The organism is Microbacterium sp. DMC48 (genome assembly GCF_056313825.1).
Genome location: NZ_JBQUZN010000003.1, coordinates 968,015 through 993,276, shown reverse-complemented (window position 1 = coordinate 993,276; position 25,262 = coordinate 968,015). Strand labels below are relative to the sequence as shown.

Below are 25,262 nucleotides of genomic sequence, written 5' to 3'. Positions count from 1 at the left end.
TCATAGCCAGCCTAATAGAACCCTCCTGTGCGACCCCTGGACCCCGTCAGTCCGCGCCCCCCACCCCGGGGGCGCGACGCCGCTCAGGGAGCCGGCGTGCCCGTGGGCGTCGTCGTCGTCGGGATCGGAGCCTGACCCTCCTGCGAGTCCGGGCTCGTGCGATCGCCGCACTGCGCGCTGTACTTCACGAGGATCAACGAGCCCGGCTGCACGTTCTTGTCCGCCGTCACCTGAAGGCTCCGCGGAGCGGTGGGCGACTGGTAGGTCGTGCTGTTGTTGGCGTTGAAGGTGCCGTTGATCACGGTGAAGTTGTACGCGGTCACCGAGGACCCGGCCGGGCATCCGCTGAACGCATCCCACGTCACGGTGAAGGTCTGCGACCCCTTCGGGTCGTTCGTCACCGTCGGCGCGTTCGGCGTGCCGATCGGGCTCATCTCGTCGTAGAAGGTCAGCGTCACCGGGCTGCTGAGCTTGACGTTGCCCGTGGTCGGGTTGGTCTGGTACACCTTGCCGACCTCGTCCTGCGTCGTTGCCGCGGATCCCCGCTCGCAGGAGACGTTGGTGAAACCGGCCTTCTCAGCGATGGCCTTTGCGGCGTCACACGTCTGCCCGATCAGTCCAAGGCTGTCGATGGCCACCGTCGTGGGACTCGCCGAGGGTGACGGGGGCGTCGCGGAGCGGCTGGGTGTCTGCGATGGCGCGCTCGACGTCGGAGCGGGCTGCGCGCCCTGATTCGCGAAGAGGGCGAACAGCGTGCCGCCCAGCACGATGAGCAGCAGCGCGATGAGCGCGACCAGCGGCCACGTCCACGGGCTGCGCTTCTTCTTCTGCGGCTCGTCCGCGGCGTCGGCGGCCGCGACGGCGCCCACCGCTCCCGCCGTCGGCAGCAGACGTGTGGCCTCCTGGGTCGCGACGCCCGGCGTGAGGAGCTTGGTCGCCTCGTCCATGGCCAAGCCGCCGGCGATCGCCGGGACGATGGCCGCCGCGCCGGCGACATCGCCGCGACGGAGTGCGGTCGCCGCGCGGGCGACCGCCGAAGCGGTCGCGGGACGGTCCTCGGGCTTCTTCGCGATCATGCTCATCACGAAGTTGCGCACCGGTTCGGCGATGGTGGCGGCCAGCGGCGGCGGGGTGTCGTTGATCTGCGCCATCGCGATCGCCACCTGCGACTCCCCGGTGAAGGGACGCTTGCCGGCGAGGCACTCGTAGGCGACGATGCCCAGCGAGTAGATGTCGGTCGCGGGGGATGCCGCATGGCCCGACGCCTGCTCCGGCGACAGGTACTGCACGGTTCCCATCACCTGACCGGTGGCCGTGAGCGGTACCTGATCGGCGATGCGGGCGATGCCGAAGTCGGTGATCTTCACCCGTCCGTCGGGTGTGATGAGCAGGTTCCCCGGCTTGATGTCGCGGTGCACGAGGCCGGCGGCGTGCGCGGCCTGCAGGGCGGCCGCGGTCTGAGCGACGATGTCGAGGGTCTTGTCGGTGGACAGCGAGCCCTCGCGCTCGAGGATGGTCGACAGGGCTTCCCCGGGGACGAGCTCCATCACGAGGAAGGCGGAGCCGTTCTCCTCGCCGTAGTCGAAGACGCTCGCGATCCCCTCGTGGTTGACGAGCGCCGCGTGGCGGGCCTCGGCACGGAAGCGCTCCAGGAAGCCCGGGTCTCCCATGTACTCGTCTTTGAGGATCTTGATCGCGACGGTGCGTCCGATCACATGGTCGGTGGCCTCCCAGACCTCACCCATGCCGCCGATCGCGATCCGCGAATCCAGCTCGTAGCGTCCACCGAAGCTCACACCCTGTGTCGGTCTCATCTGCTCAGCACCGCCTCCATGACTTTCTTCGCGATTGGAGCCGCGATCCCGTTGCTCGTGCCGGACTGCCCGAGACCTCCGCCGTTTTCCACCATCACGGCGACGACCACTTTCGGGTCGTTGGCCGGGGCGAAGCCCGTGAACCAGAGAGTGTACGGATCCGAGGGTCCGTGCTCCGCGGTACCGGTCTTCCCGGCCACGTCGACCCCGTCTATTGTTGCACCGCTGGCCGCGCCGTCACGGACATTGGAGATCATCAGCGAGGTCATCGTCGCGGCATCCGTCGTACTCAGCGCACGACCCAGCTCGGTGTCGGCGAACGTCTCCTGCACGGTCAGATCGGGCGCCACGACGCGGTCGACCATACGCGGCTTCATGACCATGCCACCGTTGGCGATGCCGGCGGCGACCATCGCCATCTGCAGCGGCGTGGCGGTGACGCTGCCCTGACCGAAACCCGACAGCGCGAGCTGTGCCTGGTCGAGCGCTTTGGTCGGGTACGCGGAGGTGACGACGCCGAGGGGGATGTCGATGCTCGCGTTGTTGAAGCCGTACTTCTCGGCTTCGGCGCGCAGCGCGTCCTGACCGAGGGCGACGGCGAGCTGGGCCATCGGGATGTTGCAGCTCAGGCGCAGGGCGGTCGCGATGGTGACCTGATCGCCCGGGCCGCATGTGTTGCCGTCGAAGTTGCGGATCGAGGTCGACGTGCCCGGCAGCGTGTAGGTCGCGGGGTTCGGGAAGGTCGAGTCGGGCGTGAACTTGCCCGATGCCAGCGCTGCCGAGACGACGACGAGCTTGAAGGTCGACCCGGGTGGGTTCAGCGTACCGATGGCGCGGTTGTCGAGCGGGTTGACCGCGGCGTTCATCAGCTGGTCGTAGGTCGTGTTGACCTGCTGCGCGTTGTGCACGGCCATCGCGTTGGTGTCGTAGCTCGGGCTCGTGACCATCGCGAGAACGCGCCCGGTCTTGGGCTCGAGGGCGACGACGGCGCCCTGATAGGTGCCGAGCGCGTCGAAGGCGGCCTTCTGGATGGCCGGGTCGAGGGTGAGCAGCACGTTGGAGCCGCGCGCGGGCTGACCCGTGATGATCTGATCGACGCGCGAGAGGAACTGCGAGTTGGCGGTGCCCGAGAGCTCCTTGTTCATCGCCTGCTCGAGTCCGGTCACCGAGTTCAGCAGCGGGTTCATGTAGCCGGTCACCGGCGCCCACATCTGGGGGTCGGCGTACTGGCGCTGCCAGGCGTACACGTCGTCGCTGGGCACGGAGTCGGCGATGACGGTGTCGCCGGCGATGATCGACCCGCGCTGCACCTCGAACGAGTCGTAGAGCGCGCGCTTATTGAGCGGGTTCTCGCTGAGATCGCCGGCCTGGACGACCTGGATCCAGCTGGTCGCGCCGAACAGGGCCACGAACATGGCCAGCATGATCAGCGACAGCCGTCGCAGTTCGCGGGTCATCCGATCACCACCCGGGGGCGCGAGCGCACCGCATCCGAGATGCGCAGCAGCAACGCGACGACGATCCAGTTGGCCACCAGCGACGATCCGCCCGCCGCGAGGAACGGGGTCGTCAGCCCCGTCAGGGGGATGAGTCGGGTGACGCCCCCGACCATGATGAACACCTGGAGCGCGATGGTGAACGACAGGCCGGTGGCCAGCAGCTTTCCGAAGTCGTCCTGGCCGGCGATGCCGATGCGGATGCCGCGACTGGTGAACACCATGTACAGGCAGAGGATCGCGAAGACGCCGATGAGCCCCAGCTCTTCGCCGATGCTGGGGAAGATGTAGTCGCTCTGCGATAGGGGTGTCAGCCCCGGCCGTCCGCGGCCGAGACCGGTTCCGAGCAGGCCGCCCTCGGACAGGCCGAAGATGCCGCTCACGAGCTGATAGCTGCCGCCCGCGCTGTCGATGACGGCGGGGTTGAAGGCGTCCAGCCAGTTCTGGAAGCGCCCACCCACGTAGCTGAGCACCTGCGAGGCGATGAGGGCGCCGCCGACGGCGAGGAGCAGGCCGAGCACCGCCCAGCTCGTCTTGCCCGTGGCCACGTAGATCATCGCGATGAACATCCCGAACATGAGCAGACCCGTGCCCAGGTCGCGCTGGAAGATAATGATCGCCATCGAGGCGAGCCAGATGAGCAGAAGGGGACCGAGCTCGCGGGCGCGCGGCCACGTCATGCCGAGGAAACGCGTTCCCACCGAGGTGAGGGCTTCGCGCGTGCGCACGAGATAGCCGGCGAAGAAGATGGCCAGCGCGATCTTCGCCAGCTCGCCCGGCTGGAAGGAGAAGAGACCGCCGATGGAGATCCACACATCGGCGTTGGCGTCGGTGCCCAGTCCCGGGACGAAGGGGAGCACGAGCAGCAGGATGCCGACGAAGCCGAACACGTACGTGTAGCGGAAGAGCACGCGGTAGTTCTTCAGGAAGATCACGATGGCGACCGCCGCGGCGCTCGCGATGGCGAGCCACACCAGTTGACGGGTCGAGAGGGCGTCCCACCCGGTGCTCTGGTCTTCGATGTCGATGCGGTAGATCATCGCGAGGCCCAGACCCGACAACACGGTCGCGATGGGGACGACGAACGGGTCGGCTTGAGAGGCCTTGAAGCGCAGCACGATGTGCAGGGCGAGCACGAGCACCGTCAGCGCGCCGCAGTAGTAGAGGAACGTCCAGTCGATGTGGCCGAGCGCGCCCAGCTGCACGAGGGCGATCGCGGCGCCGTTGATCACGAAGGCGAACAGCAGCAGCCCGAGTTCACGGTTGCGCTGCGTCTGCGGCATCCGGAGCTTTCTCAGCGCCTTGACGACCGTGGTGTCGGCCTGGACGGTGTCGGTCGCCGAGCTCATCGTTCACCCTCCAGAGTGGTGCGCAGGGTGTCGACGATCTGCTCGGCATCGGAGAGCGACCGCGCCGAGATCGTCGAGGTGACCGCGAGACGTTGATAGAAGGGCAGATCGTTCAGGGAGATGCCGGTGTCCTCGTAGACGGACGAGAGGGAGATCGGTCCGATGTCCTGCTGGATGCCGCGGTAGATGACGACCGTGTCGGTGTCGGCGCCGACGAAGTACCGCGTCTGAGTCCAGGCGTAGGCGCCGAGCGTCGCCGCGGAGAGGGCGGCGAGGATCGCGATCAGGCCGACGACCCACCAGATGCGCCGACGGCGGGCGCGTCGTCGGTCTTCCTCGATGAGCTCCTCGAGGAACTCCGCGGCGGGCTCGAAGTGCGTCGGTTCGTTGGCAGCCTGGCGGGCGGTGTGCAGCCAGCTGGTGCGCCCGGGGCGGGCGGCCGGCACGTCGACGCCCTGCGGGTTGGATGCCGAGCCGACGATCGTCGCGGTACCGCTGAACATCGGGTGGCTGCCGCCCACATCGACGATGACGACGGTCACGTTGTCGGGGGCACCGCCGTCGAGCGCCTGCTTGAGCAGGAGATCGGCGGTGCGACCCGGCGGGTAATGGTGGCCGAGCACCTTGCTGGTGTGGGCGTCATCGACGACGCCGGACAGGCCGTCGGAGCAGAGCAGCCAGCGATCACCGGGCTGCGTCGGCATGATGAACGTGTCGACCTCGGGGTCGGGGTCCATGTCGCCGAGCACGCGCATGAGCACGGACCGGCGCGGGTGGTAGCGGGCTTCTTCGGGAGTGATGCGACCCGAGTCGACGAGGCGCTGCACGAAGGTGTGGTCGGTCGTGATCTGGGTGAGCGCATCGTCGCGGTAGAGGTAGATGCGCGAGTCGCCGATGTGGGCGATCACGGCGTAGTCGTCGACCATGATCAGGCCACTGACGGTGGTGCCCATGCCCGCGAGCTCGGGCCGTCGCGCGACGGTGTCGATCAGCACGCCGGCGGTCGAGGAGATGGCTTCCTGCAGCGCCTGTTCGGCCTCGGCGGTCGACGTGTACGGGCGGTCGAGGTCTTTGAGGCGGTGGACGGCGATGCTCGAGGCGACGTCGCCTCCGGCGTGGCCGCCCATCCCGTCGGCGACGACGAAGAGATTCGAGCCCGCGTAGCCCGAATCCTGGTTGTTGGAGCGCACCTTCCCCGTGTGGGAGATGGCGACGCTCGATCCCTCGAAGACCATGGGAGGCGGGCTACTTCCTCAGCTCGAACGTCGTCGCGCCGACCTTGATCGGTGCGCCCACGCGGATGGGCACCGGCGTGCTCACGCGAGCACCGTCGTGCCAGGTGCCGTTGGTGGAGTCGAGGTCCTGGATCATCCACTGGTCGCCCCAGAGCAGCAGGCGCGCGTGGTGGCTGGAGGTGTAGTCGTCGCGGATCACGAGCCCCGACTCGCTGGAGCGGCCGATCGTCAGCGCGTCAGAACCGAGCGGCAGCTCGAGGCCGGCCTTCGGGCCGCTCGTGATCACGATGCGCGACACGGCGTCGCGGGTCGCCTTCTGCGGTCCGCTCGGGTTCGCAGCGGCGGCGGGAGCGGCCGGGGCGATGGGTGCCGTTGCCGCCTGAGCGGGGGCGGGAGCGGATGCCGCGGGGGCGACACCGGCAGCCGCGGGTTCGGGCAGCTTTCGCACCTTCACCCCGAAGAGGTCGGCGCGCAGCGAGTAGACGACGGCGAAGACGAAGAACCACAGCAGGATCAGGAATCCGATCTGCAGCAGCAGGAGAGTCAACTCGCTCACGCGGATCCTCCGATTCCAAAGGCGCGGGTCGCGTCGGCGGCAGAGGTCGAGGGGCGAGGGGGCGCGGCCTGTGCGATGACGCGGAAGACGATGTCGGTGCGGCCGATCGTGACCACGGAGTCGGGGGGCAGCGGCGCTTCGGTGATCTTCGTGCCGTTCAGCTGCGTGCCGTTGGTCGATCCCATGTCGCGCACCATGGCGCGCTCGCCGTCCCAGAGGATCTCGACATGGCGACGGCTGGTCCCGGCATCCGGGATCGTGATGTCGGCGTCGCTGCCGCGTCCGATCACGGTGCGTCCCTTCGCCAGCGTGTGCTGCGCTCCGGCGATCTCGACGATGCCGCGCCAGGCGACCTGGCCCGCCGCAGTCTGCGAGGCGACGCGCAGCGTGCCCGTCGACAGCGTGGGATCGCCGGCGAGGGCGATCGTGACGGGGCCGGCGAAGGTGAATCCCTGCGCCTTCGCGTGAGCGTCGACGAGGGTGTGCAGTTCGGAGTCCAGCGCGCTGCCCAGGCCGAGCATGCGCTCGGCATCGGCCGGCGACATGCGCACCTCGAAGGTGTTCGGGGCGAGGATGCGGTCGCGGCTGACGACGGCAGCCTTCGCATCGAGCTCGCTGCGCAGGGCGGCCGCGATCTCGACGGGCTGAATGCCGCTACGGAAGGACTTCGCGAACGCGCTGTTGACTGCGCGCTCGAGTCCCTTCTCGAAGCTGTCCAGTAGTCCCACAGGGCTCCTCAGGATCGCCGACCGGTGCGTACATGCTAGTTGCACAGGCTGAGCAGACGCGGAACGCGCGGAACTGGCGCGCGGGGTAAAGGGCGTTTCGACTCGCGGCGCTCGCTCAACGAACGGGAGAAGGCCAGCCGGCTCGTTGAGCGAGGCGGGCGCCGCCGAGTCGAAACGGGTCCCGGGGCGTGATATCCTCGGGAAGTTGAGTCCGTGAGATCTTCGGATGTCGCGGCTCGCGCGAGTGGCGGAATAGGCAGACGCGCTGGCTTCAGGTGCCAGTGCCCGAAAGGGCGTGGGGGTTCAACTCCCCCCTCGCGCACCATAGGAGGCTTACTGCAATCGCCCTGGCTTTGCAGGGCAGTGAGCAGGTCTCCTACGGTTCCAACGAAAAGGTCACCCTTCGGGGTGGCCTTTTCGGCTGTTTCCGGGCGTGATCAGGTCCATGAAGAGTCTCTTCAGTACATCCACCTGGTCACCTCGAAACCAGTCAGGTCACACGACGGGCAGCTCTCATCATTCTTGGTGTTCGCCTTCTTGCTGTTACCCATGGCTCTATGGTTTGCGTTCGTGTTGTGGTTGGGGACTGTTGGTGCCGGCGTTCGACTGAGCGTGGTGGCTTTCGCGTTGGTGCTCACCTGCGCCAGTTTCATGACGCCGGCGTCTTTGATCGGCGCTGCCTCCGGCCGACGTTCGCTGACATGGGTGCTGCCGCTCGCTCTCCTCGCTCTGTCTCTCGGCGCCTACTTCGTTATCAATCGTGAGGTGTTTCGCGCCTCACCGCGGCTCTGGCAGTACCGCCGTCATAGACCGCTCTGGTCTGCATCTCTCAAAGTGCACAGCAAGAGAGGAGCGGCTCGCGATGACAGTCGGTATCAGTTCGTCACGCCGGATTCTGCGGGATCCACCGGGAGCGCCCGAGGCGCGTACCGTGCATATCTCACGCGTACCTGCACTCTGGGCGCACCTCCGGGACGTACCACGGGATGCCGCCGATGCGAGAGCTACGACGTGATCCACACCGTTCTCGCGTCGTCTCACGACACCACGCTGTCGCTATGGATGACGCTGGCCGTCGTTGTGGGTGTTCCCGGCATCCTGGGAGCAGTGTTCCTCGCGTTCGCACGCCGCAAGTAGCGCGCAGCGGTCATGAGAGGCGTGCGCGTCGCGTCAGGGGGCGGAGGTCACGGCTCCCGGGGTGACCCCGTACAGGCGCCGGACGGTGTCTTCGGCGCCGTCCGCGTCGCGCGTCGCGATCCGCTCACGCAGCAGCCGCCAGTTATCGCGGCGGGGGGCGGCCTCGGCGCGGACCCCTGACCATCCGCGCAGGTTGCGTTCGACGACGATGGACGTCTCGTGGATGATCGTGTCGAACACGCTGTTGCCGGTCGCCCGCGCAGCGACGATGCCCAGACGGGATGCCGCGGAGAACACCGCGGCCGCGTCGCCCGTGTCGATGCCCGCCAGTGCCGCATCGACCGTGGCGACGAGGTCGGCGAGATCTTCGTCGGAACAACGCGACACCGCGAGGCTGAGCGCGTTGCCGAGGAAGTAGGCGGCGAACTCGCCGGTGTCGCGGCGCAGTGCGTCGCTCGGCGCGGTGACACGCGTGTAGCGACCGACCGCGATCTCGACGAGCCCGAAGCGCTCCAGTCGCTGCAGTGCTTCGCGGACCGGTGTTCTCGAGACGCCCAGCTGCTGAGCGAGCTCGACATCGCGGAGGCGATGCCCGGGAGGGAACGTGCCGTCGGCGATCGCCGCGCCGATGCGCGCGTAGATCTCGTCACTCAGGATCATCCCGCTGACGAGTTCGATCGGGGCGAGCGTCGCACTCATTTGAACGAATGGTACGGCCCCCTGTCGTGCCGCGACAGGGGGACATGTCCATGATTGCCATTAGGTGAGATGTATGATGTACTAGCTCTCGCCGTCGCCCGACGGCCCTGTCGTCAACGACGCCGACCAGAAAAGGACGCGCAATGGCATCACAGCATCGACGCTCACGTCTTGTCCCTCGCATCATCGCTCTCGCCACGGGTCTCGCCGCCGTGGCCGCCCTCACCGCCTGCTCGGGCGGCTCGGGTGGCGGCGGAAACTCACAGTACGGCTTCGATGCTGCTGAGCAGGACGCAAAGGCGCCCATCACGGTGTGGGTCGACTCCTCCCGTGAGCCCATCGCCAACGCCTTCAAGGCGGCGAACCCCGACCTCACCGTCAACGTCGAGACCTACGACGGCAACTCCGGCGGCAGCGACTCGTTCAAGACGAAGATCGCCCTGTTCGACCAGTCCGGCTCGGGCTGGCCCGACGTCGTGTTCTCGACGCAGCAGAACGACACGTCGTGGGCCAGCAAGTCGACCAACGGCGGTCAGCCGTTCGCGGCCGTGCTCAACAAGGGGCTTCTTTCGGACGACTTTCTCAACGGCTTCACCAAGGGCGCGCTCGACCCGATGACCGTCGACGGCAACGTCTACGGCGTGCGCAACGACCTCGCTCCGGTCGTGTACTGGTACAACGACGCGCTGATGAAGCAGTTCGGCTACGACGTGCCCAAGACGTGGGAGGACTACCAGGCGCTCAGCGACAAGGTCGCAGCCGAGCACCCGGGCTACATCCTCGGCTCCGTCGGTGACTCGTTCGAGGGTCCGTACATCTACTACTGGGGCGCGCAGGCTCCAGTCTTCCAGGTGAATGGTGACACGTTCACGAGCAACTTCTCCGACCCGAACGCGGTGAAGGCCACGAAGCTCATCGACCACATGCTCGCCAACAAGACGCTCGTCAACGACAGCGTGTTCGGTGCGGACTTCGTGTCGAAGTACAGCGGCAAGGTGCTCGGTATGCCCGGCCCGGCGTGGTACTCCGGAGCGCTCTTCCAGAACAAGGACAGTCTGAACGCGCCCACCGGTACCGTCGGCGCCTCCGCCCCGCTGTATTGGAGCGGCTCGGACAAGGTCACCGGCAACGTCGGTGGTGGCGTCTGGTACGGCTCCAGCCACTCGAAGAACCTCGCCGCCGTGGCGAAGTTCCTGCAGTACGCAACGAGCTCCGACGACGCGGTCAAGCTGGCTTCGGGTCTTCCGGCCTACCAATCGGCGGCAGACAAGTGGCTCACGCAGCAGGCCAGCTCCGGCTACTACGTCGGCGACTTCAAGTCGGCGCTCACGACGGCGGCGAGCAGCGTGTGGAGCGGTTGGGGATACCCTTCCTTCAGCCCCGAGGTCGCCTACGCCTCGATCGTCATCCCCGGCATCTCGGCCGGAAAGACCCAAGCCGACCTGGTCACGCAGCTCCAGAAGGAGTACGACAACCAGGCCCAGGTGCAGGGCTACACGGTCAAGTAATTCCCGTTCCACGCGGATGCCTCGGCATCCGCCGCGAGCAAAGGAAACTCTCATCACCACTTCGCTCACGGCTCCCGCCGCCGCCGTGGCCTCTTCGGAGGCCCGGCGGGGGCGGGAGCCTCGCTCCTCCGCCCGACGTCGCCCGGATCGCTCGCAGAGCAGGATCGGATACATCTTCGTCTCCGGCTACGCGATTCTGCTGCTCGCGTTCGGCATCATCCCGACGCTCTATGCCGTCTTCCTCTCGTTCACGAAGAACGGCTCCTTCGCCGGCTTCGACAACTTCGTCAAGGTCTTCACCGACTATCGTTTTCTCCCCGCGGTGATGCACGTCGCGATCTACCTGGTCTTCTACCTCGTCTCGCTCCTCGTCTTCGTCGTGCTCCTCGCTCTTCTCGTGCACGGTGTGGGGCGCCGGTGGCTGTCGACGAGCTACCGCTTCGTCTACTACATCCCCGGAGCCCTCGCCGGCGCGTCGAGCGTCATGCTGTGGCTGTTCCTTCTTGACCCGACGGTCAGCCCGGTCGCCTTCCTGCTTCGTGCTTTCGGCTTCGAGAACTTCGTACAGACGGTCTCGGTGGACAACCTGCCGATCATCTTCACGATCATCGCCTTCTGGACCGGCGCAGGCGGCTGGATCGTCATCATGTACGGTGCCCTCAACAACATCTCCGCCGATGTGCTGGAGGCGGCCCGCATCGACGGCGCCGGGGCAGTGCAGACCGCGATCCACATCCAGATCCCGCTCATGCGCAAGTGGATCTCATACATGGCCGTGATGTCGCTCGCGGCGGGCACGCAGCTGTTCGTCGAGCCTCGTGTGCTCTCCCAGGCCTCCAAGGGGGTCGTTCCGCCCGACTACTCCATCAACCAGCTCGCGTACCTGTACGCGTTCCGCCAAGGCGACTTCAACGGCTCCGCCGCGATCTCGCTGCTGCTCCTGCTCGTCGCAGGCGCGCTGTCGGCGATCTTCGTCTTCCGAGGAGGACTCTTTGAGCGCGATTGATCTCCACGTGCGCGCGCGCCGTCGAAACGGTGCGGCGATGTCACCCGCCCGGTGGATGGGCCGGGCCCTCGTCACCGTCGTTCTGGTCTTCTTCACCCTCTTCTTCGTCGTGCCGATCGTCTGGCTGCTGCTCGCGCCGACGAAGACACCGCGCCAGCTCCTACTGGACGGACCCTTCACCTTCGGAGGATTCGACACCCTGGCGAGCAACTGGAACGAGCTGATCCAGTTCCAGGGCGGCATCGTGTGGACCTGGATCGGCAACTCGGTGCTGTACACCGGTGTGGCCCTGCTCGTCACTCTCGTCGTGACAATCCCTGCGGGCTACGCTCTCGCGCTCACCGAGTTCCGTCTACGCAAGACGCTCCTGATCGTCACCCTGGTCGTCATGCTCATTCCGAGCACGGCGCTCGTGCTGCCGGTGTTCCTCGAGATGTCGGCGCTGAAGCTCGTCGGCAACCCGCTCGCGGTGATCCTGCCGTTCTCCTTCTTTCCCTTCGGCGTCTACCTGACCTACATCTACTTCTCGACGAGTGTGTCCAAAGATCTGTTGGATGCCGCGCGCATCGATGGGGCCGGCGAGTGGCGCGTGTTCGGGCGCATCGCGATGCCGCTGGCCACGCCCGTCATCGCGCTCGTGGGCTTCTTCAACCTGGTCGGAAACTGGAACAACTACTTCCTGCCGTTCGTGATGGCCCCGGGGCGCAAATCGCCGATCCAGGTTGGGCTGGCGGAGCTGCTGTCGAACGTTCCGCTGTTCAACCCGACAAGTGGCGCATCGATCACGATCTCGTTGCCGGTCCTGGCGCTCGCCACGCTCGTCTCGGTCGGTCCCGTGCTCGTGATCTTCCTCTTCTCGCAACGCTTCCTCGTGACCGGCATGACCGCGGGCGGGACGAAGGAATGAGGATGTCGTCGACCCCGGTGCGTCGGTTCGGCATGGCCGCCCGACTCGTCCCGGAGAAGCGGGCGGAGTACCTCGAGCTGCACGCAGCCGTCTGGCCGCACGTCGAGGAGATGAACACGCGCTGCGGCATCCGCAATTTCACGATCTTCGTCCTCGCCGACGTGATCCTCGGGTACTACGAGTACGTCGGCGACGACTACGAATCCGACCAGGCGATCATGGCGCAGGATCCGATCTGTCAGCAGTGGTGGTCGTACACCGCGCCCTGCCAGCTGCCGCTGCGCAGCGGTTCATCGAGCCCGAACTGGGAGCAGTTCGCGGAGGTCTGGCACCAGGACTGACGTCAGGGCTTGCGGGCGTTGGGCTGACGTCGGCGCTGCCACGCGTCGAGGATGTGTGCGCGCATAGCGCTCTCGGCGGCCGCGGCATCCCCCGCCTCGATCGCCTCGAGAACGCGGCGGTGCTCCTCGAGGGTCAGATGGAAGACATCCTTCGACGGGTTCGTCGTGAAGCGGGCCGACTCGCGCGCGCGTGAGTACAACGTGCGGGTGATGCTCTCGGCGAGCGGGATCTGCGACTGCCGCATCACTTCGAGGTGAAAGAGCATGTCGGCGTCGTTGTACTCGTCCTCGTGATCGATGGTGTGCTCCATGCGCTCGTAGGCTGCGCGCAGGGCATCGAGCTCGGCATCCGATCGACGACCCGCCGTCGCGGCGGCCATCGCGCCTTCCAGCGCGCCGCGCACGACCGCGAGATCGTCCAGTACGCCCAGCGACGCGTCGTTCTCGAGCATGACCTGCAGAACCACCGGATCGAGCACGTTCCAGGACTCGCGCGTGCGCACCGTCGTCCCGCTGCCCTGCACGACCGCCACGAGGCCCTTCTCCTCGATGCGCTTGATGGATTCACGCACGACCGTGCGGCTGACGCCGAAATGCGCGCTCAGCTCCGTCTCGATCGGCAGCATGGTGCCTTCGGGGATCTCCTCGGTGATGATCGCCGTCACGAGGTCGTGGACAACCGCGACGCCGAGCCGCGACACCGGGGTGCGCGCCGCCTGGCGATCGAACACGCGCGGCGGTGCGGCCTCCGGCCGAAGATCATTCATCGCAACATTCTATGCGTCGCGGTGCGTGGCGGGAGAAGACCCGGCTCGTCTCTCGGCAGCAAGGCTGAGCCCCGCGCGCAGGGGTCGCACGTGCGGTCCCGCGGACTGCAACCAGTCGCCGTCGTGGACCGCGGCACCGATCGCCTGCTCGTCCACGGTCAGTCCTGCGCCTGGGGCATCGCCGAGGATGATCCCTCCCTCGTCGACGTGCTCGTCGACGAGGACGCCGAAGGGCATTCCGAGGTCCTGGACCTCCGCGGTGAGGTGGTTGGGCACCGCCGCGGCGGCGTGACTCACCGCGGGATTGCTGGTCAGGCCGACCGGACTGATCGGCAGATCGCGTGCATGGGCGGCGTAGGCCAGTCGCAGGAAATGCGTGATCCCCCACACGGCGCCGGTCTGCACGACGTCGACGGCGCCGAGGTCGAAGAGCGCGCGGAACTGCTCGAGGCCGGTCAGGTTCTCGCCGGTGGCGACGGCGGCGCGCACCGACTGCGAGAGCCGCGCGTGGCCGTGGGCGTCCCAGCGACGCAGCGGCTCCTCGATCCACGTGAGATCGATCTCCGCCTCCACGGCGCTCACGTAGCGCACGGCCTGCTTCAGGTTCCATGACTCGTTGGCGTCGAGCATGAGCGCGGGATGCTGCGTGTTGCGCGCCAACTGCTCCTGAACGATACGCAGGCGGCGCAGGTCGGTCTCGACATCGCGTCCGCCCTTGAGCTTGCCGCTCGTGAAGCCGCGCTCCGCCATCGCCGCGTAGAAGTCCGCCAGTCGATCGTCGCTGAGAGCGATGTCGAGGCCCGACGCGTACCCCGGGACGAAGCGGTCCCGACCGCCGAGCAGACGCCACAGCGGCTCGCCGAGGGCCTTGGCCTTGATGTCCCAGAGAGCGGCGTCGAGCGTGGCGATCCCCCCGAATGTGGCCCCGTTGTGACCCGCCTTGAAGACGTGGGCGAGCATGCGGTCGTACAGGCCGGAGACGCCGCGGGGATCCTGGCCTTCGAGGGCGGGGAAGATGCGGGCGATGTCGTGGTCGGAGCCGACGGCCACCCCCTCGATCCCCTCATCGGTCTCCACGATGACGATCGGCACCTCGGTGATGCCGGATGCGATGAAGCCGTTGACGTCGCCCACGGGCCGCCCCCAGTCACGGTGGGTGCGGAGCGTGCGGTAGCCCGTGATCTTCATATCGTCCTTGACACTTTCCGGGGTGAATTCCTGCTATAGAGCATACATCATATGAACGATGAACGGACGCGGAGATGAGTCACACCCCCGTCCACCTCCAGCGCCGTGCCCGTGGTGGATCCTGCGCGGGGACTGGCGAGGTACAAGATCGCGTCGGCGACCTCCTCCGGGGTCACCATCCGTCCCGTCGCCTGTCGCGCATCCAACGCGGCCCGCTCGGCGGTCGGATCGGGGAACTGCTGCAGCATCCGCTCGACGAACGGCGTCGACACCGTTCCCGGGCTCACGCAGTTGACACGCACGCCCTCCGACACGTGGTCCGTCGCCATCGCGTACGTGAGCGCGAGGACGGCACCCTTCGACGCGTTGTAGACGGCGCGCTGGGGCAACCCGTTGAGAGCGCCGATCGAGCACACGTTGACGATCGCTGCGTGCGCGGATGCGCGCAGATAGGGGAGCGCGGCGGCGCTGACGCGCGCCGTGCCGCGGACGTTGATGTCGAGCACCCGCTCCCAGTCGTCCTCCGTCGCCTCCTCGACGGTACCCACACAGCTGACCCCGGCGCTGTTGACGACGACATCGACCCCGCCCAGACGCTGAGCGATGGCCTCGATGGCCACGTCGACGGAGCGCCGCGAGGTGACGTCGGCCTCACAGCCCATCACCGCGGGCGGCAGTGCGGCGAGGGAGCGGTCGAGCACGGCCACCGTCGCTCCCGACATGACGAGGGCGTTGACGCTGGCCAGGCCGATGCCGGACGCACCCCCGGTGACGACGGCGACGATGCCGTCGAAGTCTCCGGTGCTCATGCGTCGACCAGCCGTTGCGCCGCCCGCCCAAGACCGTCGATCTCGAGCTCGACGAGATCACCGGCGCGCAGATACGGATGATCCGCCCGGCCGAGGGCGACCCCCGCGGGAGTCCCGGTGTTCACGAGGTCGCCGGGGCGCAGCACCATGAACTGCGACAGGTACCAGATCACATGGGCGACGGAGAAGATCTGCTGCGCGGTCGACCCGTTCTGTCGTTGCGCGCCGTTCACCCACAGGCGCAGGCCGAGCGCCTGCGGGTCGTCCACCTCGTCGGCGGGAACGAGCACCGGCCCCAGGGGATTGAACGTGTCACAGCTCTTGCCCTTGTCCCACTGCCCGCCGCGCTCGAGCTGGAACTCGCGTTCCGAGACGTCGTGCGAGACGACGTACCCGGCGACGTGTCGGAGGGCCTCGTCGGGCGAGGTGAGATAGCGGGCGGTGCGGCCGATCACCACCCCGAGCTCGACCTCCCAGTCGGTCTTCTGGGATCCGCGCGGGATGAGGATGTCGTCGAACGGGCCGACGATCGTGCGGGGATCCTTCATGAAGACGACCGGTTCGCCGGGAACCGCTGCGCCCGTCTCGGCGGCGTGATCGTGGTAGTTGAGGCCGATGCAGACGATCTTGCTGGGGAAGGCGATCGGCGCGCCGGTGCGGAGGTCCGCGGCATCCGGCAGAACCGTCAGCCGGCCGGCGTGCCACGCTTCCCGCGCGCGCACCAGTCCGTCGTCGGCGAGGAAGGCGCCGTCGATGTCAGCGGTGAGGGGGCGCAGATCCCACGCGACGCCGTCGCGCCACATCGTGGGGATCTCGTGTCCGAGGGGTCCGAGTCGTGCGAAGCTCATGGGCTGTCTCCGAGGGTGTGGGGGTGACGATCAGCGGACAACGGTGATCCCGAAACCCTGATCGAGGTCGGACTGTCGCGCGGCACCTTGCCAGTCGCCGGGGTGCAGGCAGGCGAATGCTCCACAACGGGTCGCGACCCGCAGCCGCTCGTATGCAGGGCGCCCCGCCGCGCGCGCGGCGAGGTAGCCGGCAGCAAAGGCGTCACCGGCGCCGACCGTGTCGACGGGGGAGATCTTGTCGGCGGCGATCCGGTGCGCGGCGCCGTCGATCTCGGCGATCGCGCCTCGATCACCGAGCGTCACGACGACTTCGCGTGGACCGAGTGCGACCAGGGCCCGCGCGAGCTCGGCGAGCGGGACGGCACCCGAGGGCCGTGCCACCAGCTCCGCCTCCTCATCGCTCGCGAAGACGATGTCGACACGCGGGAGAAGATCGAGATAGGCGGCGCGGGCCCGATCGCGGTCCCACAGCTTCGAGCGGTGGTTGACGGCGAAGGAGACGAGCAGGCCGTGAGCGCGGGCGCGGTCGACGGCCTCGTGCACCGTCGCACGAGCGCTCGCCGAGAGCGCGAGCGTCACGCCCGTGATGTGGATGATGCCGTAAGCGGCGAAATCGAGCCGATCGAGGTCGGCGGGGGTGAGGCGGCTTCCCGCGCTCCCGGCCCGGTAGTACTCGATCACCGTCGTTCCCGCCCTCGGCGTGGACTTCAGCATGAGACCGGTCGGCGCCGCCGGGTCGGCGATCGCGAGCACGTCGACCCCCTCCGCACGCAGGTCACCGCAGACGCGACGCCCCAGCGCGTCATCGCCCACGCGTCCCAGCCACGTCACGGGCACGCCCAGACGCGCGAGCCCGACGGCAGTATTTCCCTCGGCGCCTCCCGTGTCGATGGATGCCGCGGGCAGGCGCTCGAAGCCGCCGATGCCGTCTCCACGGAGCAGACCCATGCTCTCTCCGAGGGTCAGCACGCGCAGGGGGGCGCTCATGCCGGGCCTCGCACCGCGTCGCAGAGCTCGCGGCACGCGCGTGCGAGATCGCGGATCGCCCCGAAGCCACCTGCCGCGATCTGCGCCCGCGGCACCATCCAGCTGCCGCTGCCGGCGAACACGGTCGGGCGACGCAGGTAGTCGCCGAGGTTGTCGGCACTCACACCTCCGCTGGGCAGGAGGCGAACGTCGGGAAACGGGCCGGCAAGAGCGTCGAGGTAGGCGGGTCCGCCCAAAGCCGAGGCCGGGAACACCTTGAGATGCGTGTAGCCGTCCTCACGCGCGCGTTGCAGTTCCGTCGCCGTCGCGATGCCCGGGATCATCGTGAGGCCGCGCTCGCGTGCCCTCACGTTGACGCCCGCGGCGTAGCCTGGCGACACCAGGAACCGCGCCCCGGCATCCGCCACGGCATCCACTTGGTCGGCGCTCAGCACCGTGCCCGCGCCCGCGATGAAGCCGTCGACGGCGGCCGCCGCGCGCAGCGCCCCCAGACCCGCTGGCGTACGCAGGGTGAACTCGGCGCAGCCGATACCGCCGTCTCGCAGCGCCTCCGCGAGCGGAGCGCCATGGAGGGGGTCGTCGAGGACGACGACCGGCACGATGCCGATGCGACCGATCGTTTCGAGCGTGTCCACGGTGCCGATCACCGGCCGAGCCAGCCGCCGTCGACGGGGAGGGTGATGCCCGAGACGTAGTCGGAGGCGGATGCGGCGAGGAAGACGGTGGCGCCCGCGAGGTCGGACGCCTCACCCCAGCGTCCGGCGGGGATGCGCTCGAGGATGGAGCGCGAGCGGTCGATATCGGCGCGCAGCGCCTCGGTGTTGTCGGTGGTGATGTAGCCGGGGGCGATCGCGTTCACGTTGACGCCGTGCGAGGACCACTCGTTGGAGAGTGCCTTGGCTAGACCGGCGATGCCGGACTTCGCGGCGGCGTACCCGGGAACGTTGATGCCGCCTTGGAAGCTCAGCAGCGACGCGGTGAAGATCACCTTGCCGCGTCGGCGCTCGAGCATCTGACGGGCGACGGCCTGGGTGAGTCGGAACTGGCTGGACAGGTTGATCTGGATGACCCGGTCCCACAGTTGCTGCGGGTGCTCGGCGGCGGGGGCTCGTTCGATCGTGCCGGCATTGTTGACGAGGATGTCGACGCGGCGTTCGGCGAGGGTCCGGCCCAGAGCGTCGACGGCATCGACGTCGGCGAAGTCGCACGCGATGCCCTCGAAACGGCGGCCCGTCGCCGTGACGGCGCGCTCGATGTCGCTGCCGGATGCCGGTTGCGAGGCGCTGACGCCGATGATGTCGGCACCGGCCCCGGCGAGGGCCACGGCCATCGCGTATCCGATGCCACGGCGCGCGCCGGTGACGACCGCCGTCGTTCCCGTCAGGTCGAACAGGTCGCTCATGACTGACCGGCCACGTCGACGAGGATCTTCATGGCACGGCCGGCCTCGAGGTCGGCGAAGGCTTCCGCGGTGTCGCCGAGCGAGACGACGCGCGTGATGAGTCGGTCGGCGGGGATCACACCCTCGGTGATGAGTTCCACCGCCGTCTCGAAGTCGGCGCGCTGATACACGCGTGCGCCCAGGATGCGAAGTTCGCGCCAGAACACCCGCTGTAGGTCGATCGGACGGGGAGTCGGGTGGATCGCGACCACGACCAGGGTGCCGCGGGCTTTGACGAGGTCCGTCGCGCCGAGAACGGCGCGTGCGGCGCCGGAGACCTCGAAGACGACGTCGGCGCCCGCGCCCGCTGTCCACTCCTCGACGGCATCCTTCTGGTCGCGCTCGCGCGGATCGAGGGTCGCGAAGCCGAGCTCGGCGATCTGGGCACGTCGCTTCTCGTCGAGTTCGATCACGAGCACGTCGGCCCCGGCATGACGGGCGACGGTCGCGATGAGCAGACCGATCGGGCCGCCACCGATCACGACGGCCTTGTCGCCCGGGACAAGCTCGCTGCGGCGGACATCGTGCACGGCGACGGCGACGGGCTCGATGAGGGCGGCATGGTCGAGCCGTGTGTCCGCGGGCACCCGCACGAGTGCGCGCACGGGCACGTTCCAGCGCTGTTGCAGCGAGCCGGGGGAGTCGATGCCGATGAAGTCGAGGTTCTGGCAGATGTGCTCGTTGCCGGCAACGCACGCGGGGCACGTGCCGTCCCAGTCGAGCGGCATGACGGTGACGGCCTCACCCACGTCCCAGCCCGACACCCCCTCGCCGAGCGCGGCAACGGTGCCGCTCATCTCGTGCCCGAAGACGAGCGGCATGCGGACACGCGCGTCCATGTTCCCGTGGAAGATGTGCAAATCGGTGCCGCAGAGGCCGGTGTAGGCGACCGCGAGCTGTACCTCGCCTGCGGCAGGGGGTGTCGCGGGAGCGTCCACGGCGATGAGTTCGCGGTTGCCGGCGTAGGCGAGACCGTTCACGCTGTCGTCCTCTCGATGGTCGGGGTGGAAGGAAGTCGGTAGAAGGCACTCGCCGTACCGCCGAGCGCGGCGTCGCGATCGGCGGCATCCCAGCCGCCGATGATCTCGGTGAGCGCGGCGTGGGCGCGGTGATGCCCGCCGGCGCGCACGACGATGGGCCAGTCGCTGCCGTACATCAGCCGCGCCGGGCCCAGGATCTCGACCGCGTCGTCGATGAACGGACGGATGTCGTCGACCGACCAGGCGGTCGCGTCGCCCTGAGGCGGGTAGAGCCCGGAGAGCTTGGCATGCACGAGCGGGTGCGCGGCGGCATCCCGCAGCAGTCCCCGCCAGCGCAGTCGCTCCTGGGCGGTGCCCCCGATCGGCGGCTTGCCGAGATGGTCGACGACGATCCGCAGCGCGGGATGGCGCCCGGCGAGGCCGGGGATCTCGCCCAGCGCCTCGGCGGAGGAGGTGACGAAGTCGAGCGCGAGGCCGGCCTGCGCCAGCAGGGCGAGCGCGTGGTTCTGCGCCGAGCCGGACAGCCAGCCCGGCTCGCGGTCGTGGATGAGATTGCGGATGCCGACGATCAACGGATCGCCGGCGAAGCTCTCGATGCCGCGCTCGAGGGCCGCGGGGTCGTCCAGCGGCAGCCACGCGACGATGCCGGCCACACGGCGCGGGTGTCGCCGCGCCTCGGAGCGCATCAGCTCCGTGTCGGCCGCGTTGTCGGCGGCCTGGACGAGAACGACGCGGTCGACACCGGCGTGGTCGAGGTCTGCGGCGATGTCGTCGATCAAGAGGGTGCGATCGATCGGATGCAGCGCCGACGTGAGCCAGGGGTAGGGAGCTCGGGTCGGGTCCCAGACGTGCAGATGCGCATCGACGATCATGCGGTCTCCAGTTCCGTCCAGGCCTCGTCCGAGATCGGTGTCTCGTACCTGTCGACCGTGCTGTTCACCTGGGCGGCGTTGCGCATGCCCACCACGACCGAGACCACCGCCGGGTCGCGCAGCGGGTACTGCACCGCCGCGTCGGGCAGTGTGATGCCGTGGCGGGTGGTGATGTCGGCGAGGCGCCGCGCGTGGGCGATGACGTCGACGGGCGCGGGCCCGTAATCGTAGGTCGCATCGTCACGGACGACGGGACTGCTGAGCAGGCCCGAGTTATAGACGGCGGCGGAAACCACGGCGACGCCGCGCTCGTGCGCCAGCGGCAGCATTTCGTCCTGGGCTCGGCGGTCGAGAAGCGTGTGCCGTCCGGCGACCATGACTACGTCGACATCGCAGTGAGCGATGAACTGCGTGAGCATCTCCGCCTGGTTCATTCCGGCGCCGATCGCACGGACCACGCCTTGTTCGCGCAGTGCGACGAGCGCATCGATCCCACTCGTGGACGCCTCGTCCCAGTAGTCGTCCGGATCATGCAGGTAGGCGATGTCGATGCGGTCGAGCCCCAGCCGATCGAGGCTGCCCTCGATGGAGCGGAGCACGCCGTCGCGGGAGAAATCCCACTTGCGCTGGTGCGTGGCCGGTGCGGCGAAGCCGTTCTCATCGTCGAGCAGTCCCGCTGCCGCACGGGCGGGGGTGGGGACGAGGGCGCGTCCGACCTTCGTCGAGACGACGAACGCGTCACGCGGCCGGCCCTGGAGGGCGCGTCCGAGGCGCAGCTCCGACAGTCCCACGCCGTAGTGCGGTGCGGTGTCGAAGTAGCGGATGCCGCGGTCCCACGCCGCCTGCACGGCCTCCGCCGCCTCGACGTCGGAGGTCTTGCGATAGAGGTTCCCCAGCTGCGCGGCCCCGAACCCCATTTCGGAGACATCGATACGGCCGCCGATGGCTCGCTGACGCATGTGACCTCCTTGTTCACAAATGATCATACATCACATGTGAGGTCACATCGAGAAGTGCGAACCCGCCTCCCGCCGGTCGCGGCTCAGACGCGCGGCCTGACCAATGGCGCACCCGCGGTGAACGCGTGCGCCGCGAAGCGAACACCCATCCGCTCGTAGGCGGCGGCGTTCGGGTGAAGCCCGTCGTCGAGATCGGCCACCTCGGCATCCGGAAGCAGCTCTCGACCGTCGAGGAAGAAGAGTCGCGCATCGTCCGCGCGCGCCGCGAGCACCCGCGCGAGCGCCTCGCGCACGACGCGGAGGTTCATCGCCCCGCGCTCGATCTCCGCCGGCGTCCCCGCGCTGCGTGCGCGGCCGCGATCGTCGAGAACGGTGGGACCCGGCGCCTCTTCGTGGGCCGGGCAGGGTATCGGCCCGAGCATCAGCACCGGCACCTGTGGATGCCCTTCGCGCACGGTGTCCAGAAATCCATGCAGCACCGGTTCGAACATGCGGCGACGCATGAGGTCGCCGTTGACGACGTTGATGCCGATCTCGATGCTGATCGCATCGGCCGGCTGGTCGCGGATCGTTCGAGCGACGAACGGGTCGCCCACCGCGTTGCCGCTGAAGCCGAGGCTGCGCAGGCTGTAGCCGCCGTGCGCCGCCGCGATCGCCGGCCATGTGCGGGTGGGCGCCGACGCTTCTCCGCACTGGCTGATGGACGACCCGTGGTGCACCCAGACGGGTCGATCGTCGCGCGGCGGCGTCACGGGCGCGTCGGCGCAGAGCGCGACGAGCTCGACGGCCGTGGTGTGCGGAAGCCAGATCTCGATCTCGCGCTCGCGTCGAGTGGCGCCGGCGTGGAACGTCACGACGACGGGCGGGTGCTCCTGGGTCACCGTGCCGTCCGCAGCGACGAGGGTCTGGGCCGCGCCCGGCACGAAGAAACGCTCGCGGTGCGCGCCGTCGACGACCAGATCGAGCACCGCCGGCGCTGCCGGGCGTACGCCGGTGTCGATGCCGATGATCGCGAGCTCCACGGTCACACGCGTCGCCCCCGTGCGAGCGGCGATGCGCACACCGGATGTCATGCCGACGACGAAGTCGAAGACGGGGTCGGGGATCTGCCGTCGCGTCCAGGCCGGAAGCCGCCGTGGGCGCGAGCCGTAGATGCCCGGCACGCTGTCCAGTGCGCCGACGACGGACACCGCCGTCGAGGGGAAAGCGGTCGTGAACACCGTGTTCATCCGTGGGGCGAGTCCGTGCGCGACGTGCCGATGACGGGGGGCGCGGTGACCGTGCGCAGCAGGGTCTCGACCAGGCGGTGACGGCGGTCGTCCCCACCCCGGGTCGTCGCCCCTTCGACGAATCGGGGAACGACGGGAGACGCATCGGCATCCTCATCGTCCAGGCTTCCGATGAGGTGACGGGCGGCGCGCTCGCCGACATCCGTCAGCCGAGGATCGATGGATGCCAGGTAGGGATCGATGTCGTCGCCGTAGCCCGCGACGTGGTCATAGCCGACGATCGCGACGTCCTCGGGAACGCGCAGGCCGGCCGCCTCGAACCCCGCGGCCAACCCGATCGCGATGGCATCGCTGCCGGCGAAGACGGCGTCGACGGCCGGCGTGCGCGCGTGGAGGATCTCGGCGGCGAGATGGCCCCATCCCCGGCTGAACGACCCGTGGAGGACGGCGGCCGGCTCGAGGCCCGCCTCGCCGAGCGCAGCAGCGAAGCCGCGCGATCGCTCGCGGACGGAGGGGAGGTGCTCCTCGGCGGTGACGTGGGCGATGCGCCGCCGCCCGAGTGCGATGAGGCTCTGCGCGGCCAGCGCGCCCCCCGCACGCTCATCGGGGTGGATGCTGCTGGCATTCGTCGCATGGTGCGGTCCGAACGCATGGACCACCGGCCCGGAGAAGGAGACACCGAGGTCGTCGATCGCGACATCCGGACCCTCCCCGATGACGATGATGCCGTCGACTTGGCGATCGATCATGTGCCGGATGTGGTCGCGGCGCAGGTCCGGCTCGTGCTGCGCGTCGTACAGGACGCTGGCGAGGTCGTGCGCGCTGAGCGCCCGGTTGATGCCGATCAGAACGGGCATGCAGAACGCGCCGGCCGCATTCTCCGCGAGGACGCCGATCGTGCGACTGCGGCCCATGGCGACACTGCGGGCGAGAGCGTTGGGCCGATAGTCGAGGTCGCGGGCGGCCGCGAGCACCCGCTCCCGCGTCGCGTCCGCGACGCGACCGGTGTCGTTCATGACCTGCGATGCGGTCGGCACCGACACGCCGGCGGCACGGGCGACATCGACCAGGCGGGCAGAGCGCTGCGGCATCCTCACCATCCCTCGCTCCCGGTAGGGCACCGGGGCCGTGTTTTCGATGAGCAGTCTATGCCAAAGCGGTTCGGCATAGACTGCTCATGTGTCCAATGATGGTGCCACCGAGATCGCCGTGCACGGCGACGTCCGCTCCGATTTCGCTGCCGTGCGCTCGGCCTTCGCCGACGTCCTCCAGGCCGACCGAGCCGGGGGCGCCCTCTGTGTCGTCCACCGGGGCGAGACCGTCGTCGATCTGTGGGGCGGTGTCGATCCCCTCTCCGGGGCGGCGTGGGAGCGCGATTCCACGACGCTCGCGTTCTCGGCGGCCAAGGGCATCGTCGCGATGCTGGTGGCCCAGCAGATCCAGCGGGGAACGATCGATCCCCTGGCACCCGTCGCGGCCTACTGGCCGGAGTTCGCGGTCGCGGGCAAGGCGTCGATCACGGTCGCCGATGTCCTCACGCACACGGCGGGGATGCCGACGCTTCCGCTCGATGACGCGCGGGATCTTCTCGATCCCGTGCGGTTGGCCGCACGCGCCGCGCAGCGTTCCCCCGACTATCCGCCGGGCAGCGCCCGGGTCTACCACGTGCTCAGTTACGGCCTGCTGGCGGGCGAGATCCTTCGTCGCGTCACCGGTCTCGACGCCGGTGCGCTTCTGCAGCAGGAGATCGCGGCGCCGCTCGGCGCCGACCTCTGGCTGGGTACGCCTCCCGAAGCCGACGGTCGGTTCCGGCCGGTGCTGATGGACCCGATCGTGCCGCCTCCCGAGCCGGGCGGCACCGACTCCGCGTCCGGGGCCGCCTGCCGATCCGCCTACACGAGCACCCTGCAGATCGTGCCCCTCTTCGAGAGGGAGGACGGCGTGCAGGGAACGGAGCTCGTGAACGGCAGCGACTTTCGGAGGGCGCTCGTTCCCGGGGGCGGGCTCGTCGCCACGGCGCGCGGCATCGCGCGCGCCTACGGTGCCTGCGTCGCGCCCGTCGACGGCGTCCGACTGCTCGACGACGACACGGTGGCGAAGGTCTCGGCGGACTGGCTGGACGGCGTGGCCGAGCCGGCATGCAACCCCGCCGCGGCACTGACCACGCGCTGGGGCCTCGGCTTCGAGATCGCTCACGAGCTCTGCCCCATGCTCGGGCCGGGCTCGTTCGGCCACGCAGGCATGGGCGGGCGTCTCGCCTTCGCTCATCCCGGATCACGCACGGGCTTCGCCTTCATCGGTCAGCGGATGCTCTTTCCCGAACCGGGGCGCGACCCACGCTGGCGACGTCTGCTCGACGCGCTGGCGCCGGCGCTCGGCTGAACGGGGGGTGCTCGCGGCATCCGC

25 protein-coding genes and 1 tRNA gene are annotated in these 25,262 nt (G+C 68.7%); 7 read left to right on the top strand and 19 right to left on the bottom strand.

Going from position 1 to position 25,262, the window contains the following annotated elements; all coding sequences use genetic code 11:
• Nucleotides 1-83: 83 nt before the first annotated feature.
• From ACT53O_RS04490 to ACT53O_RS04465, 6 genes are read right to left on the bottom strand one after another with little or no spacing between them, the layout of a single operon-like run.
• Complete coding sequence (locus ACT53O_RS04490; RefSeq protein WP_476151463.1) at nt 84-1,814, bottom strand: protein kinase domain-containing protein; 1,731 nt, start codon at nt 1,812-1,814, stop codon at nt 84-86.
• Nucleotides 1,811-3,271: a peptidoglycan D,D-transpeptidase FtsI family protein gene (locus ACT53O_RS04485; RefSeq protein ID WP_294979402.1), complete on the bottom strand. Its 1,461-nt coding sequence runs from the start codon at nt 3,269-3,271 to the stop codon at nt 1,811-1,813. The genes ACT53O_RS04490 and ACT53O_RS04485 overlap by 4 nt, the downstream gene beginning before the upstream one ends.
• Nucleotides 3,268-4,659 carry an FtsW/RodA/SpoVE family cell cycle protein gene (locus ACT53O_RS04480; RefSeq protein WP_036319477.1) on the bottom strand — a complete coding sequence of 464 codons (1,392 nt, stop codon included), beginning with the start codon at nt 4,657-4,659 and terminating at the stop codon, nt 3,268-3,270. Before ACT53O_RS04480 ends, ACT53O_RS04485 begins: the two co-directional genes overlap by 4 nt.
• Entirely contained in the window at nt 4,656-5,894 is a 1,239-nt protein-coding gene (locus tag ACT53O_RS04475) for a PP2C family protein-serine/threonine phosphatase (protein WP_476151462.1), read from the bottom strand. Before ACT53O_RS04475 ends, ACT53O_RS04480 begins: the two co-directional genes overlap by 4 nt.
• Nucleotides 5,895-5,904: 10 nt before the next feature.
• Nucleotides 5,905-6,450 carry an FHA domain-containing protein FhaB/FipA gene (locus tag ACT53O_RS04470; protein WP_476151461.1) on the bottom strand — a complete coding sequence of 182 codons (546 nt, stop codon included), beginning with the start codon at nt 6,448-6,450 and terminating at the stop codon, nt 5,905-5,907.
• Nucleotides 6,447-7,178 (bottom strand): FhaA domain-containing protein, encoded by a 732-nt coding sequence (locus ACT53O_RS04465; RefSeq protein ID WP_294946819.1) that lies wholly within the window; start codon nt 7,176-7,178, stop codon nt 6,447-6,449. Before ACT53O_RS04465 ends, ACT53O_RS04470 begins: the two co-directional genes overlap by 4 nt.
• 238 nt (nt 7,179-7,416) lie before the next feature.
• On the opposite strand from ACT53O_RS04465, the gene ACT53O_RS04460 reads away from it, so the two are divergent.
• Nucleotides 7,417-7,503, top strand: a tRNA-Leu gene (locus ACT53O_RS04460).
• A 686-nt stretch (nt 7,504-8,189) separates the two neighbouring features.
• Nucleotides 8,190-8,315 carry a hypothetical protein gene (locus ACT53O_RS04455; RefSeq protein ID WP_476151460.1) on the top strand — a complete coding sequence of 42 codons (126 nt, stop codon included), beginning with the start codon at nt 8,190-8,192 and terminating at the stop codon, nt 8,313-8,315.
• Nucleotides 8,316-8,348: 33 nt separating this feature from the next.
• Here ACT53O_RS04455 and ACT53O_RS04450 read toward each other — a convergent pair whose 3' ends face one another.
• Nucleotides 8,349-9,014, bottom strand: coding sequence for a GntR family transcriptional regulator (locus ACT53O_RS04450; protein WP_476151459.1), 666 nt, complete (start codon nt 9,012-9,014; stop codon nt 8,349-8,351).
• Between the two features lie 143 nt (nt 9,015-9,157).
• Between ACT53O_RS04450 and ACT53O_RS04445 the strand changes: the two genes are divergently transcribed.
• The 4 genes from ACT53O_RS04445 to ACT53O_RS04430 all read left to right on the top strand — a co-directional run bounded on the left by ACT53O_RS04445 (nt 9,158) and on the right by ACT53O_RS04430 (nt 12,776).
• Nucleotides 9,158-10,522: an ABC transporter substrate-binding protein gene (locus tag ACT53O_RS04445; protein ID WP_347418163.1), complete on the top strand. Its 1,365-nt coding sequence runs from the start codon at nt 9,158-9,160 to the stop codon at nt 10,520-10,522.
• 85 nt (nt 10,523-10,607) lie between these two features.
• Complete coding sequence (locus ACT53O_RS04440) at nt 10,608-11,528, top strand: carbohydrate ABC transporter permease (protein WP_239498505.1); 921 nt, start codon at nt 10,608-10,610, stop codon at nt 11,526-11,528.
• Nucleotides 11,529-11,565: 37 nt separating this feature from the next.
• Complete coding sequence (locus tag ACT53O_RS04435; RefSeq protein WP_112932950.1) at nt 11,566-12,435, top strand: carbohydrate ABC transporter permease; 870 nt, start codon at nt 11,566-11,568, stop codon at nt 12,433-12,435.
• A gap of 2 nt (nt 12,436-12,437) precedes the next feature.
• Complete coding sequence (locus ACT53O_RS04430) at nt 12,438-12,776, top strand: L-rhamnose mutarotase (protein WP_476151458.1); 339 nt, start codon at nt 12,438-12,440, stop codon at nt 12,774-12,776.
• A gap of 2 nt (nt 12,777-12,778) precedes the next feature.
• On the opposite strand, the gene ACT53O_RS04425 is transcribed toward ACT53O_RS04430, so the two are convergent.
• From ACT53O_RS04425 to ACT53O_RS04370, 12 genes are all read right to left on the bottom strand, one after another.
• On the bottom strand, nt 12,779-13,543 hold the full coding sequence (locus ACT53O_RS04425) for a FadR/GntR family transcriptional regulator (protein ID WP_476151457.1): 765 nt from the start codon (nt 13,541-13,543) through the stop codon (nt 12,779-12,781).
• A 9-nt stretch (nt 13,544-13,552) separates the two neighbouring features.
• Nucleotides 13,553-14,731 carry a mandelate racemase/muconate lactonizing enzyme family protein gene (locus ACT53O_RS04420; protein ID WP_476151456.1) on the bottom strand — a complete coding sequence of 393 codons (1,179 nt, stop codon included), beginning with the start codon at nt 14,729-14,731 and terminating at the stop codon, nt 13,553-13,555.
• A gap of 47 nt (nt 14,732-14,778) precedes the next feature.
• Nucleotides 14,779-15,540 carry an SDR family NAD(P)-dependent oxidoreductase gene (locus ACT53O_RS04415; RefSeq protein ID WP_476151455.1) on the bottom strand — a complete coding sequence of 254 codons (762 nt, stop codon included), beginning with the start codon at nt 15,538-15,540 and terminating at the stop codon, nt 14,779-14,781.
• Entirely contained in the window at nt 15,537-16,388 is an 852-nt protein-coding gene (locus tag ACT53O_RS04410; RefSeq protein WP_476151454.1) for a fumarylacetoacetate hydrolase family protein, read from the bottom strand. Before ACT53O_RS04410 ends, ACT53O_RS04415 begins: the two co-directional genes overlap by 4 nt.
• A 30-nt stretch (nt 16,389-16,418) precedes the next feature.
• Nucleotides 16,419-17,375 (bottom strand): sugar kinase, encoded by a 957-nt coding sequence (locus ACT53O_RS04405; RefSeq protein ID WP_476151453.1) that lies wholly within the window; start codon nt 17,373-17,375, stop codon nt 16,419-16,421.
• The gene (locus ACT53O_RS04400) at nt 17,372-18,010 is read right to left on the bottom strand and encodes a bifunctional 4-hydroxy-2-oxoglutarate aldolase/2-dehydro-3-deoxy-phosphogluconate aldolase (protein WP_239498507.1); all 639 of its coding nucleotides are present in this window, start codon (nt 18,008-18,010) and stop codon (nt 17,372-17,374) included. Before ACT53O_RS04400 ends, ACT53O_RS04405 begins: the two co-directional genes overlap by 4 nt.
• 8 nt (nt 18,011-18,018) lie before the next feature.
• Nucleotides 18,019-18,777, bottom strand: a complete 759-nt coding sequence (locus ACT53O_RS04395; RefSeq protein ID WP_476151452.1) for an SDR family NAD(P)-dependent oxidoreductase — start codon at nt 18,775-18,777, stop codon at nt 18,019-18,021.
• Nucleotides 18,774-19,796 (bottom strand): zinc-dependent alcohol dehydrogenase, encoded by a 1,023-nt coding sequence (locus ACT53O_RS04390; protein WP_476151451.1) that lies wholly within the window; start codon nt 19,794-19,796, stop codon nt 18,774-18,776. Before ACT53O_RS04390 ends, ACT53O_RS04395 begins: the two co-directional genes overlap by 4 nt.
• Nucleotides 19,793-20,668: an amidohydrolase family protein gene (locus ACT53O_RS04385; protein ID WP_476151450.1), complete on the bottom strand. Its 876-nt coding sequence runs from the start codon at nt 20,666-20,668 to the stop codon at nt 19,793-19,795. The genes ACT53O_RS04390 and ACT53O_RS04385 overlap by 4 nt, the downstream gene beginning before the upstream one ends.
• Nucleotides 20,665-21,627: an aldo/keto reductase gene (locus ACT53O_RS04380; protein WP_476151449.1), complete on the bottom strand. Its 963-nt coding sequence runs from the start codon at nt 21,625-21,627 to the stop codon at nt 20,665-20,667. The genes ACT53O_RS04385 and ACT53O_RS04380 overlap by 4 nt, the downstream gene beginning before the upstream one ends.
• A gap of 83 nt (nt 21,628-21,710) precedes the next feature.
• The gene (locus ACT53O_RS04375; protein ID WP_476151448.1) at nt 21,711-22,847 is read right to left on the bottom strand and encodes a GDSL-type esterase/lipase family protein; all 1,137 of its coding nucleotides are present in this window, start codon (nt 22,845-22,847) and stop codon (nt 21,711-21,713) included.
• Between the two features lie 5 nt (nt 22,848-22,852).
• Nucleotides 22,853-23,947, bottom strand: a complete 1,095-nt coding sequence (locus ACT53O_RS04370) for a LacI family DNA-binding transcriptional regulator (RefSeq protein WP_162722435.1) — start codon at nt 23,945-23,947, stop codon at nt 22,853-22,855.
• Between the two features lie 88 nt (nt 23,948-24,035).
• Here ACT53O_RS04370 and ACT53O_RS04365 point away from each other — a divergent pair, with 88 nt between their 5' ends.
• Entirely contained in the window at nt 24,036-25,238 is a 1,203-nt protein-coding gene (locus tag ACT53O_RS04365) for a serine hydrolase domain-containing protein (protein WP_476151447.1), read from the top strand.
• The last annotated feature ends 24 nt before the right edge of the window (nt 25,239-25,262 follow it).